11 protein-coding genes are annotated in these 12,891 nt (G+C 52.2%); 9 read left to right on the forward strand and 2 right to left on the reverse strand.

The genetic code is table 11. The annotated features are described in order from the left end of the window. Positions 1 to 72: 72 nt before the first annotated feature. The 5 genes from ACTOY7_RS01360 (at position 73) to ACTOY7_RS01380 (ending at position 6,016) form a co-directional block, all read left to right on the forward strand. On the forward strand, positions 73 to 1,137 hold the full coding sequence (locus tag ACTOY7_RS01360; protein ID WP_482670501.1) for a mandelate racemase/muconate lactonizing enzyme family protein: 1,065 nt from the start codon (positions 73 to 75) through the stop codon (positions 1,135 to 1,137). 111 nt (positions 1,138 to 1,248) lie between these two features. Next, the gene (locus ACTOY7_RS01365) at positions 1,249 to 2,415 is read left to right on the forward strand and encodes a DUF819 family protein (protein ID WP_482670500.1); all 1,167 of its coding nucleotides are present in this window, start codon (positions 1,249 to 1,251) and stop codon (positions 2,413 to 2,415) included. 88 nt (positions 2,416 to 2,503) lie between these two features. Beyond that, complete coding sequence (locus ACTOY7_RS01370) at positions 2,504 to 4,564, forward strand: CocE/NonD family hydrolase (protein ID WP_482670499.1); 2,061 nt, start codon at positions 2,504 to 2,506, stop codon at positions 4,562 to 4,564. A 225-nt stretch (positions 4,565 to 4,789) separates the two neighbouring features. Further along, positions 4,790 to 5,812 carry an SPFH domain-containing protein gene (locus ACTOY7_RS01375; RefSeq protein WP_160282425.1) on the forward strand — a complete coding sequence of 341 codons (1,023 nt, stop codon included), beginning with the start codon at positions 4,790 to 4,792 and terminating at the stop codon, positions 5,810 to 5,812. Between the two features lie 3 nt (positions 5,813 to 5,815). Next, positions 5,816 to 6,016, forward strand: coding sequence for a type II toxin-antitoxin system antitoxin (locus tag ACTOY7_RS01380; protein ID WP_160282426.1), 201 nt, complete (start codon positions 5,816 to 5,818; stop codon positions 6,014 to 6,016). Between the two features lie 131 nt (positions 6,017 to 6,147). Here ACTOY7_RS01380 and ACTOY7_RS01385 read toward each other — a convergent pair whose 3' ends face one another. Next, positions 6,148 to 6,738 carry a TetR/AcrR family transcriptional regulator gene (locus ACTOY7_RS01385; RefSeq protein WP_482670498.1) on the reverse strand — a complete coding sequence of 197 codons (591 nt, stop codon included), beginning with the start codon at positions 6,736 to 6,738 and terminating at the stop codon, positions 6,148 to 6,150. A 320-nt stretch (positions 6,739 to 7,058) separates the two neighbouring features. Between ACTOY7_RS01385 and ACTOY7_RS01390 the strand changes: the two genes are divergently transcribed. Continuing rightward, complete coding sequence (locus ACTOY7_RS01390; protein WP_482670497.1) at positions 7,059 to 9,101, forward strand: methyl-accepting chemotaxis protein; 2,043 nt, start codon at positions 7,059 to 7,061, stop codon at positions 9,099 to 9,101. Continuing rightward, entirely contained in the window at positions 9,098 to 9,541 is a 444-nt protein-coding gene (locus ACTOY7_RS01395) for an FMN-binding protein (protein ID WP_160282429.1), read from the forward strand. Before ACTOY7_RS01390 ends, ACTOY7_RS01395 begins: the two co-directional genes overlap by 4 nt. Positions 9,542 to 9,711: 170 nt before the next feature. Here ACTOY7_RS01395 and ACTOY7_RS01400 read toward each other — a convergent pair whose 3' ends face one another. Next, complete coding sequence (locus ACTOY7_RS01400) at positions 9,712 to 9,906, reverse strand: hypothetical protein (RefSeq protein ID WP_300884406.1); 195 nt, start codon at positions 9,904 to 9,906, stop codon at positions 9,712 to 9,714. A gap of 178 nt (positions 9,907 to 10,084) precedes the next feature. Between ACTOY7_RS01400 and ACTOY7_RS01405 the strand changes: the two genes are divergently transcribed. Further along, positions 10,085 to 12,058, forward strand: coding sequence for an oxidoreductase (locus ACTOY7_RS01405; RefSeq protein ID WP_482670496.1), 1,974 nt, complete (start codon positions 10,085 to 10,087; stop codon positions 12,056 to 12,058). Between the two features lie 19 nt (positions 12,059 to 12,077). Continuing rightward, positions 12,078 to 12,869, forward strand: a complete 792-nt coding sequence (locus ACTOY7_RS01410) for an SDR family NAD(P)-dependent oxidoreductase (RefSeq protein WP_300884408.1) — start codon at positions 12,078 to 12,080, stop codon at positions 12,867 to 12,869. Positions 12,870 to 12,891 lie beyond the last annotated feature (22 nt).

Consider the following 12,891-nt stretch of genomic DNA (forward strand, 5'->3'; position numbering starts at 1 on the left):
AAATTAAATAAAATATTGAAAGCAAAATTTCGGTATTTTCTTACTTTTAATTGTGAAAAGGAGAGAGAAGAAATGAGAATTACAGGAATGAAAGTAGAAAAGGTTACGATTCCCCTGATCGCCCCCTTCAAGGTGGCGTTTGCCACAGTGGAAGCTCTGGAAAGTGTTTTGATCCGCATAGAGACGGACGAGGGCTGTGTGGGCTTCGGGGAAGCTTCCCCCTTTGCGCCGGTGACTGGAGAGACGGTGGATGGAGTCATCGCGGTGCTGGACATTTTCCGGCAGGGGCTGATCGGCATGGATCCCATGGATATTGAAGCCGTGCATGCTATGATGGACAGCGTGATCGTGGGAAACGGAGCCGCTAAGTGCGCCGTGGATCTTGCCATGTATGATCTGATGGGAAAAGCGTTCGGACAGCCGGTGTACAAACTGCTTGGCGGCTTTGGCAGCAGCGTGCAGAGCGACATCACCATCGGCATCAGCACCCCGGAGGAAATGGCGGCCGAAGCGAAAAAACGTGTTTTCGAAGATGGATACCGGATCTTGAAGATTAAGGCGGGTATTGACTGTCAGGAGGATATCCGTGCCATGAAGCTGATCCGGGAAGCAGTGGGGCCTGAGATACGTCTGCGGGTGGACGCGAACCAGGGATACGATACCGCCAAAGCACGGCGTGCTCTCAGGGGCTTCCGGGAATACGGCATTGAGGCGGTGGAGCAGTGCCTGCCCCATTGGGATCTGGAGGGAGCTGCGTATCTTCGGGATCATTCGGAGGGAATCCACATGATGCTGGACGAGTCCATCCACGGCCCGGTGGATGCGGCAAGGGCGTGCCGTCTGGGTTCCGCGGACATTTTCAATATCAAGCTGATGAAATGCGGCGGCCTGTATCCGGCACAGAAGATCAATGCCATTGCGGAGGCAAACGGCGTGACCTGCATGGTAGGCTGTATGCTGGAGACCAAGCTGGCGATCACGGCGGGTTTAAGCCTGGTGGCGGCAAAGAAAAATGTGACGGAGGCCGACTGCGACAGCTTTCTGTATTATAAAGAGAACCCGGTGGAAGGCGGATTTATCCAGGAGAAGGATCTCTTTACGCTGCTGGACAAGCCGGGATTCGGTGTGACATTCTAATCCGTGCTTATGCAGAAAAAGCTGCCGGAGGCAGTACTCCGGCACAAGATGAGTACAATTTGAAGCTGAGAGATCTGATGCAGCAAAAAAAACAAAAAGAGGAGAAAAAATATGCGGTTTCCAATTTTTCAGTCTACGGATTCGATGCTGACAGTCATCCTTCTGATGGTCGCATTTGCTCTGTGGGTACAGAAGTTTAAAGCGTTTAAGTATATAGGACCGGCGCTGACCGTGATCGTCCTGGGGATGATCCTGGTCAACCTTCATATTGTGCCGGGATATCAGGACGTGTACGGAGTGATCATCACATACTGCGTTCCCATGTCCATTTCCATCTATCTGCTGAATGTCGATCTAAAGGAGCTTGCCAAGCTGTCCGGAAAAGCGCTGGCGGCGCTTGTATCGGCAGTATTCAGCGTGTGCCTGGTGGCGGCAGTGTTCGGTGTGATCTTCGGCGGGAAGATGCCGGAGGGATGGAAGATTGCCGGAATGTTCGTAGGAACCTATACCGGCGGCAGCGGCAACCTGACGGCCATCGCGGTGGGGCTGGACGCGGCCAACGATACCATTGCGGCGGCGAACGCGGCGGATTATGTGATCGGCATGCCGACCCTGTTTTTGATGTTTGCGGCTCCGGCCTTGTTCCAAAATGTTAAATTTCTGAAAAAGATATGGCCCTTCGAACTGGAGGAAAAGGAGCGGGTCGGCGAAGGAGATCACCCGGTGCTGATGGGGGATGAAAAATGGAGCATCAAAGATATTGCCTGGCTCCTTGCGATCTCCATATTGATCGTGACCATTTCCACAAAGCTCTCCGCCTTCCTGCCCTCAGATTTTGCCAGTGCGGGAAGGGTTCTGCTGATCTCCACATTTTCCATTGCAGCCGCGCAGATTCCGTTTGTGAACAGGCTGCGGGGAAATATCAACCTGGGGCTGTTTTTCGGGATGATGTATCTGGCGATCATCGGATTCAGCGTGGATCTGGCATCGTTCTTCGGCTCCACGATGATCATTACCGTATTCTGCTTCTGCGTGATCATCGGAAGCATCCTGCTCCATCTCTTGATCAGCAGGTTTCTTAAGGTGCCCTACGAGTATGTGATCCTGGGCATCACAGGAGCCATCGCGGACGGAACGACTGCCTCCCTGGTGGCGTCCAGCGCAAAATGGAACCGGCTCATCAGCGTGGGTCTGCTCATGGGCGTGGTCGGCGGAGTATGCGGAAATTACGCGGGAATCCTGGTGGCGTATCTGATCAGAGCGATCATCGGGGCATAGACGACAGGAAATATCTGCAAGCGGCAGGCATTCTGCATTGCTTTAATTGCGAAAGCAGAGTGGTTTTCAAAGAACGGAAGGAGAAACTATGGAGCGCTGGGGATTTTATCTGTCAGGTATCCAATACGGTATCTGCGAAAAAGAAGGAGAACACATTTACCATCAACCGTTGAATGTAGAGACGGGAGAGTATGGTGAGAGGAGAGTACTGAAAAAGGAAGAGGAGTGGTATAAAAAGCTGGGGAAGATGGATGTTCTGGACGCCCTGCTTCACACGGAGGAATACGAGCGTGCCCTGGCCAGCAATCCGGAGGGCTTTCAGACCGCGGCCGGCACCCGCTATGAGCAAAAGAGCGAGACGGAGTATGTGGAGCGTGAGATCAAATTTCCCCAGGACTTTTTGGTAGAAAACGGGCGGATCATCGCCTTTGTGACGCCCGCCCGGGACTGCTGCTCCCTGCTTGTGCGGGAGGGGTATGAGGACAGGACGATCCTGCCAAGGTGGAAGGAGATGTATCAGGAGCCGATCTGCTGCGTCCGGCCGGCGCAGACTTGCATGGTGCCCATGCGGGACGGGATCCGTCTGGCGGCGGATATATATCTTCCTCAGAAGGAGGGGCCGGTTCCGGTGGTGCTGGTCCGCACCCCTTACGGAAAATCAAAAGACGCGGAGCCTTATTACCGCTTCGTACAGAGAGGCTTCGGCGTGGTGATCCAGGATGTCCGGGGCCGGGAGGACAGCGAAGGCGAATGGCTGCCCATGTACTATGAGGTGGAGGACGGGGACGATACGCTGAACTGGATCGCCGGACAGCCCTGGAGCAACGGAGACGCGGCCATGACCGGAGGGTCTTACCTGGGATATGTCCAGTGGGCGGCTGCGGCCAGCGGCAATCCGCATCTGAAAGCCATGCTCAGCAGCGTCTGCTCCGGAAGTCCTTTTGTGGACGTGCCGAGAAGGGGCGGGTGTTTTAATTCCGGTATGCTGGCGTGGGCATTTGCCGTATCCGGACAGCGCATGGACGCGGAGAAAATGGCGCGGGACGACTGGGATGAAGTGCTGAGCATCCGTCCCCTGGAAGAACTGGCGCCGAAAGCCCTGGGGTATGACGTACCCTTCCTGCGCAAATGGATCTCCCATATGGACTGTGACGAGCTGTGGCAGCGGGGAAGCTGGAAGGACCGCTTCGGGGAGCGCCGGGTGCCGGCGCTGATCATGTCCGGCTGGTTTGACGACAACGGGATGGGGACCACGGAAGCCCTGGATCTGTATGCGGATTATGATGAGAAGAAGGTCATCCTCGGCCCCTGGATGCACAGCGGCAATGCCAATTATGACATCCACGGGTTTGCCCTGGGAAATAATGCCCTGCGCTATGATATGGATCTGATCTGCTTCGCATGGCTGGAGCATTATGTCAACGGCGTGGACAATGGGATTGAAAAGACCCCGAAGGTGGAGTATTATACCATGGGGAGCAATGAGTGGAAGAGCGCGGAAAACTGGCCCGTTCCGGGAACAAAGGAATTGGTGCTGTATCTGGATGGGGATGGAGCAGAGAACCGCGGCCGTCTGACCACGGAAAAGGCTTTTGCGGCAGGCGCGGATGTCTATCGCTACGACCCGAAGGACCCGCCGGTCCATATCATTGACCTGTCGGAAAATGAGCTGGAGGTGCCGGAGGATTATACGGAGGAAGAGAAGCGGAAGGATATTCTGTGCTACTCTACGGAGGTTCTGGAACAGGACCTGACCATCACCGGGGATGCCCTGGCGAAGATCTACATTTCCTCGGACTGCGAGGATACGGATCTGGTAGTGCGGATCACGGACGTGGATGAAAACGGAAGATCCATGAAGCTGGCGGACGGCGTACTCAGCGTCCGGTATCGGAATCAGTTTACCTATCCGGAATTTATGGAGCCGGGAAAGGTCTATCCGGTGGAGATCCGGACGACCAAGCTGTCCCATACGTTTCAGAAGGGACATAAGCTGCGGGTGACGGTGACCTCCGGCGCGGAGAACTTTATCTTTCCCAACCGGAATACACGAGACGGGTTCAACAGCGTGGAGATGAAAACTGCCGAGAACCGGATCCACCGGGGCGGGGAATACGCTTCGCGGGTTGTGCTTAGACAGGAGATCTGAAAAAAATTCCAGCTGTGTAGATCATCGAACCGCACAGCTGGAAAAATCATGTTTCGTGCTCTTTCAAGTTCTTCCTGCTCTTACTTGGAAAATACAAGTTCAGCCATCATTTCTAAAAATCTTTTCTGAGATATTGACAAAATGATATTAAAATGATATCATATAGCTATCAAAACTACTCAACAATATTTCTGAAAATTGTATTCTATAAGGAGGACATGAGACATGAAAGAAAACGTACTGATGAACAAGAAAAACGGCATTGCCATGCTGATGCTCTTTTTACTGCTGTACCTGGCGGCGATCGCGGGCACCGTTGTGGGCGGGATCATCATTTCACGGAAGGGACTTCCCATCCTGCTGATCATCAGCTGTATCTGGGTGGCTCTGGGCTGGATCCCGTTCTGCGGCCTGAAGGTTCTGAAGCCCCAGGAGGCCCTTGTGCTGACTCTGTTTGGAAAGTATGTAGGAACCTTGAAGGAAGAAGGCTTCTATTATGTGAATCCATTCTGTGCCAGCGTCAATCCTGCGGCCAAGACAAAGCTGAGCCAGAGCGGGGACGTAGACAGAGGCGTGAGAAAATCATTTGCGATTTCCATGGAAGGCGCAAACGTGCAGGCAGAAACGCCGGCGAGCAATAAGATTTCCCTCAAGGTCATGACTTTGAACAACAGCCGCCAGAAGATCAACGACTGCCTGGGCAATCCGGTGGAGATCGGGATCGCGGTGATGTGGAAAGTGACGGATACTGCGAAGGCAGTCTTCAATGTAGACAATTATAAAGAATACCTTTCCCTGCAGTGCGACAGCGCGCTGCGTGATATCGTCCGGATCTATCCCTATGATGTATCGCCCAATGTAGACACCACAGGGGACGGCGTGGCGGACGAAGGCAGCCTGCGGGGCTCCAGCGAGGTGGTGGCGAACCGGATCCGGGAGCAGATCCAGCAGAAGGTTATGGATGCCGGCCTGGAGATCATAGAGGCACGCATCACCCACCTGGCCTACGCGCCGGAGATCGCGTCCGTGATGCTCCAGAGGCAGCAGGCTTCCGCGGTTGTGGACGCAAGGAAGATGATCGTGGACGGCGCGGTCGGTATGGTGGAGATGGCATTGTGCCGTCTGAATGAGAACCATATGGTGGAACTGGATGAGGAAAGAAAGGCGGCTATGGTTTCTAATATGCTGGTGGTGCTCTGCGGCAATCATGACGCGCAGCCCATCGTAAACGCGGGAAGCCTGTATTAAAATATGGCTGAATCGAAAAAGAAGCAGGTTCCTCTGCGCCTGTCGGAAAAGCTGTACAATGCCATCGCCGCATGGGCGGAGGATGATTTCCGCTCTGTGAACGGGCAGATTGAATATCTGCTGACCGAGTGTGTAAGACAGAGGAAGAAGAATGGAAAATATGTTTCAGAGCGTCTGGACGAGCCGCCGGAACTGGATATCTGAAATGACTGTGACCAATATTTCCTACAGATAAAAAAGGAGCCGCCGCTGCTTGTGACAGCGGAGGCTCTTTTTCGGCGGATTCATTCACGCAAAGCAGCGTGCGAAATAGTCGTGCCTGAGAGGATATTTGACTATCCGGTAACCTTCTCAACAATTGCGAGAAGGCAGATTCGTAATGTCTGCAGATCAAACTCATACTTAGGTGAACTTGCATCGGCCTCCTGCTGTGCATCCGTGTTCAGGACACAGTGCATGATACTGGCAGTGGATTTCAAAAGCCGGTCCGGCTGATCCGGATTCAGTCCCTTTAAAAATAAATAAAGCATCTGCTTGTATTTGTCAGCCCAGCTTAACAGTCCCTCATAATCATATGTCGCTGATACGAGCAGGCTGGTCTGATGAAGCTTCCGGGTCATTTCATTCTTTTTGTATTCCTGGGAACGGGCCAGCAGGTAATCGATCATCGTCTCCTGATTCGGAGAAGGAGGCGCCTGGAGAATACTGGTCCGGATAAAATCCGATACATAATCATTCCAGATATCCATGAAAAGCTCCTTTTTTCCTTTCCATTGGCGGTAAACAGAGCCGACACTGTAACCGGCCCGGCCGGCGATATCCTGTATAGAAGTTTCCTCATAACCATTTTCTAAGAAAAGCTGTCTTGCGGCTTCCTTTAGCTCTGTTTTCGTCATCAGAGATTTTTCCTGCTGTCTGCTTCCCATAAATTCTCCATTCTATGATTTACACTGTTAACCAATAATGCTCTAATTATAACAAAAGAGATTTTTGGTGTAAAGCCTTTGTAGGGGGACTTTGCGCGCTTTTTCATAACAATGACTACTGAAGAACCAGTAACAGCCTTCGTGAAACAACCCTAACAAAACTATAGAAAGCACTTTCCTTCACGGATAATCTGTGCTATACTAAGCAAAAGTCTATCGCCTGTCAGTCGATACAACACACAATATACGACTGGCGGATTGAGCGGCTTTTTATTCTGTCTATTGACACAAAAATTACTCAGAAAAGGAGTGGCAGAAACGTGACAGGAAAAGAAGCGGGCTTCCTCGCCGGCCGAGGAACAAAACGGAGCCTGAACAGGCGGATATTGAGAAACACTACATTTAATATCCTGATCTTGGTGGTCGTATGCTGTGTGATCATGGCGCTTTCCTTGCAGTCGCTTGCCAACAACATATTGTTGGACAGCCTTCAGCCGATGGCCCGGCAGTCGGCTAAGACGGTAGAGGCCAACATCCATATGCTTGCCGACCGTATGATGGGCATTGCCGGTGATCCCCGAATGAGCAGTGTAACCGCCGGTGCTGAACCAGACGAAGGTGGGACGGCTTCCCCGGACACTGCGGCAACGAGGGAAAACCGGGCGGCGCTGCTGGAAGAAGCTGCAGAGACTTATGAACTTTACACGATCGCCCTGTATGACTTGGACGGGCGGCTGGAACAGGGGATTGACGATGCGCCGGAAAATCTGGACAGTGATTTTTTTGCGCTTTTAAAAGAAACAGATAATCTGACGATCGATGCATCCACGATCTTCCAGGGCAGTCTGGGCATTACTATGGGAATGCCGGTGAAAGAAGATGGTGAGACCGTTCTTTATGTGATGGGTACCTACAAATATGACTTGCTAAACGATGTGATCAGCAGCATCAACCTGGGCAGAAGCGGCATGGCCTATATGGTCAACAGGGAGGGAATCGTGACCGGCCACCCGGATCAGTCTCTTGTCCTTGATCAAAGTTCGCTGGTTCAGTTAAGCGGCGGCAACGGGGATGCGGTGGAGCGGGTCACTACCGGAGAAACAGGGGCGGCAGAATTTCCCATCGACGGAGAAAAGATGCTGGTGGCCTTTTCTCCCATCCGGGGAACTCAGTGGTCACTGGTCATACAGATTCCAAAGTCGGATTACGGTCAGTTCATTAATGGGGCCATGCTGGTATCAATTTTGGCCACCCTGGCGGGGCTCGTGATCTCCATAGTGTTGATCCTGCGGTTTGCGCGTTCCATTTCCCATCCGGTGAAGTGCGTAACGGACCGGATGGTGGCTCTGTCCAATGGAGACCTGCATACGGAAGTGATCCCCGTCAGTACAGGAGATGAGCTGGAGGTCATGACACAGACTCTGGATGCTACGCTGGAAAGCGTAAACCGATACATATCCGATATCGAGCAGGTATTGACCCGTGTCGCGGACGGCGATCTTCGGACCGGGCCGCAGGTGGACTACAAAGGCGATTTTGTGCTGATCCGCGGCAGTTTGAGTACCATTACCCGGTCGATGAACGAAACACTCCTGGGATTCCGTGCCGCCGCAGACCGGCTCACCGCAATGGCAGAGCAGCTGAGCGGGCAGTCCGCGCAGCTGCACCATGCATCCCTAGAACAGAACCAGTCTACCGAAGAACTGGTCCATGAGGTGACCCATGTGAAAGAGCAGCTGGCCGATGTTGCAAAGAGCAGCGGTCAGACCCGTTCCCAGACGGAAGAGATCACCCGGCGCGTTCGAAGCGCCAATGAACAGATGTCCTCCCTGTCTAACGCCATGGATGACATCAGCGATAACGCGCAGCAGATCACAAAGATCGCAAAGGACATTGAGGACATTGCGTTCCAGACCAATATTTTGTCTCTCAATGCCTCTGTGGAGGCAGCCCGTTCCGGAGAAGCCGGAAAAGGCTTTGCGGTTGTAGCCGATGAGGTAAAGCAGCTGGCAGCCAAGAGTGCCGAGGCCGCACAGAGAGCTACGAAGATGGTCGACAATACCAAAGCGATCATCCAGAACGGGGTGGTGCTGACAGCGGATACTGCTGGCTCTCTCCGCGCGATCTCCGATGTTTCTGCGCAGATCAGCACAATTTCGGATCAGCTTGCAGCGGCGGTACAGGGACAGGAGCTTGCACTGAGCGTAATGGAGGAGCGGATTGCCACGATCTCTTCCATCGCAGACCGCAATCTGCAAAACGCAGGGGAAACGGAGCAGTCCAGCGGATCGCTGGCGAAAGAAGCGGAGGAGCTTCAGTCCCACGTGCGAAAATTTATTTTAAAGGAGAAAAGCGGCAGATGAAACGGATTTTTGTCATGCTTATAAGCCTGCTGCTGATGATGCCGCTGCTGACAGCGTGCGGGGATCAGGAAGGGCTTCAGGACGGATATTATACTGCTCAGGCATCTGAATTTAGCCATGGCTGGAAGGAATATATCACTATTTTGGTGAAAGGCGGGAGCATTGTCTCCGTAGAATACAACGCGGAGAATGCCAGCGGATTCATCAAGAGCTGGGATAACACATATATGCAGAACATGCTTCAAGTCTCCGGGACCTATCCCAACGAGTATACCCGATATTACGCAAACCAGCTTCTGGAGGGACAGGGAGAGGAAGGCATCGACGCGCTCTCAGGAGCGACCTCTTCTCATGGGTCATTTCAGATTCTGTCCCAGGCTGTACTGGAACAGGCCCGCATGGGAGATTCCAGTATTGCGATCGTAGATACAGAGCATTAATGACAGACATGTGTTATGGCGTGCCCACATGGGCATGCTTTCTATGGATATTTGACAGACACAGAGAATGCAGGCCATCTTACGCAATTTTGTGATGGCCTGCATTTTGCTATGATAATTGTTTCAGGTCAAAGCAGATGACTGCCATGGAAATGTATTTACTTGCCAGTTTATTCATAGCCTTTTGCCAGTTCCTCTACAATTTCTTTGCAGGAATCAATACTTTTAATCAGACTGGCAACATTACATACTGTATTGACTCCTTCATCCAGATCTCCCTTCAGCATGCCATAGTAAAAGCTTCCCGAATCCGGATTATTATTTCCCTTCTTATTTTCTTCTAAACCTTCCAAACCATATAGCATAATAGGCCCGCCTATTCCCGGCAAAACAGAAACCATCGAAATTTATAACAAAAGAGATTTTGGGCGTAAAGTCTTTGAACCTCTAAAAACATCGTTGACATTTCATGTAAAATGAATTATGATTAAAAAAATGAATCTGATTCATTAAATGATCTCGATTCACAAGGAGGTACGAAGAATGACAGATAAGTATCCGAATCTATTATCAAAAGGAACGATCGGAACTCTGGAGACAAGGAACAAGACGGTAATGTGCGCAATGGGGATCAACCAGTCGGACAAGGGGTTTGTCAATGACGCGGTGATCAATCATTATGCGGAGCGGGCAAAGGGCGGGATCGGACTGATCATGATCGAAGTGACCTGTGTCGACGCACCGGTCGGATTGAATACGTCCAATATGCTGGTGGCTGACGACGACAAATACATCCCGGGACTGACAAAGCTGACGGACGCGATCCATGTGCACGGGGCAAAGTGCATGCTCCAGCTCAGCCACACGGGACGCGGTTCCCGCAGGAAGATCACGGGACATCAGCCGGTAGCTCCAAGCGCGGTTGCCATGCCTTATTCCTTTATGATGGGACTGGGGAATGAAGAGCCAAGGGCTCTGACGATTGAGGAGATCCAAGAGATTGAGGACAAATACGCGCAAGCTGCTCTGCGGGCAAAAAAGGCAGGCTTTGACGGGGTTGAGATCCACAGCGTGGGATATTATATGGGCCAGCAGTTCCTTTCCTCCACCGCAAATGTCAGAACAGATGAATATGGCGGCAATCCGGAGAATCGAGTGCGTTTCCATCTGAATATTATCGGAAAGATCAAGAAGCTCTGCGGAGAGGATTTTCCCATCGTTGTGAAGCTCAGCGCGGTTGAGCAGGGGGAAGACGCCGGAATTACCATGCAGGACGGTATGTATTATGCAAAGCGTTTCCAGGATGCAGGAGCAGATGCGATCGAGGTGCTGGCAGGTACATGGAAAAAGGAAGCGGGCATGGAGGATATGCCGGATTCCGCGTCGCCAAAAGGAACGGCCATTGGACTTTGTATGGCATTGAAAATGGGAATTGAAAAAATGACCGGAGCGCCGGCAACGATTAAAATGATCGGAGGAGGCCGCGCGCAGGATCCAGAAGTCGCGGAAAATGCACTTGCGTCTGGACAGTGTGACTACATATTTATCGGAAAGGGCGTGCTGGTACAGCCGAACCTGGTAAACCTGATTTCAGAGGGAAGAGAGGAGGAGATCCGCCCCTGTATCGGATGCGGAGTCTGTATCGACTCCCAGCTCCAGGAAGGGGCAAGGGGACGCTGCTCAGGGAATGCCGTATTGGGAAATAAGGACAATGATTATACCATCGGGAAAGCAGAGAAGGAAAAGCAGGTGATCGTAGTCGGAGGAGGCGTTGCGGGAGTAGAGGCGGCCAGGATCGCGGCCATCCGCGGTCATCGGGTTTCCCTGTATGAAAGATCAGGACAGATCGGCGGACAGATTTTCCAGGCAATGGCGCCGCCCCACAAAGAAAACATGAAGCCATTGATCGCTTACCTGGAAAAACAGCTGAGCATCCACAATGTGGAAGTGCATCTGAATGCGGAGATTACGGCAGAGGAGATCATAAGCCGGAAGCCGGACGCGGTGGTCTGCGCGACAGGAGTGCGCCCGTCTGTGCTGCCGATTCCGGGCTTTGACAGGGCGGTCCATGCAAAAGACATACTGGACGGCGGGGAATGCAAGGAGAATGCAGTGATCATCGGGGGCGGCTCCGTGGGATGTGAGACAGCGGAATACCTGGCAGAACAGGGAAAGAAGGTTACTGTGATCGAAATGCTGGATACGATGGCTGATAAAATGACCAACGTTGCCCGGACCATTCTGATAGGACATTTGAAAGGGCTCGGCGTAAAACTTCTGACTTCCTGTAACTGTAAAGAGATCACGGAGGACACGGTGGTCTGTGAGCTGGACGGCAGGGAACTCCGTATTCCGGCAGAGACAGTGATCGCGGCGGTCGGAGACAGACCCAATGATTCTCTGTATCAGGAGCTGCGGGGTAAGGTAGAAGAACTGTATAATGTGGGCGACAGCGCATGTCCTGATTCGATAGCGGCAGCGGTATCACAGGGATATTACTGCGGACGGAATATTTGAAAAGGAGAGGAATCATAGTATGGGAAAATTAGAAGGAAAAACAGCGCTTGTGACAGCATGTACCCGGGGAATTGGAAAAGCGATCGTTGAAAAGCTTTCCGGAGAGGGGGCTGCCGTATATATGGCGGTCCGCAGGCCGGATGCCGCGCGGGAAATTGCCGACAGACTGAATGCGGATGGACGTCAGGTTAAGGTGGTAAACTATGACGGTTATTCACTGGAAACTGTGGGCCCTATGGTGGAAGAAGTGATCAGGCAGGCCGGAAGGATTGATATCCTTGTAAACAATCAGGGCGGCAATGGAAAGGGTGTGAAGGCAGATCTGGATGTCGTGAATACACCGGCTGAAACATTTGAAAAACAATTAAATTTTAATTTGACTTCTACATATACATGCTGCCAGAAAGTCATCCCCAACATGATCGAGAACGGCGGCGGTGTGATCGTCAATATTGCTTCTATGAATGGAGAATTTGCAGACATGGTCCGGACCGGGTATGGGGTATCCAAGGCAGGACTGGATAAGCTGACTCAGAATATTGCCATGCAGTACGGCAGGGCCAATATAAGGTGCAATGCCGTGGCTCCGGGCTTCATCAGGACTGATGCCGCGCTCTCTCTGCCTCAGCAGTTTATCGACGGATATGTCCGCCACCTTCCGATCAAACGTCTGGGCGAGGTGGAAGATATCGCCAATGCAGTACTGTTTTTTGCCAGCGATGATTCTGCATGGGTGTCAGGACAGATCCTGGAAGTGGCAGGCGGGTTCGGCTGCGGAACGCCGATGTATGCGGATATGGTGGAGAAGTAATGCTGAAGTGTGCTGTCTGGAT

Source organism: Schaedlerella sp. (genome assembly GCF_056796775.1).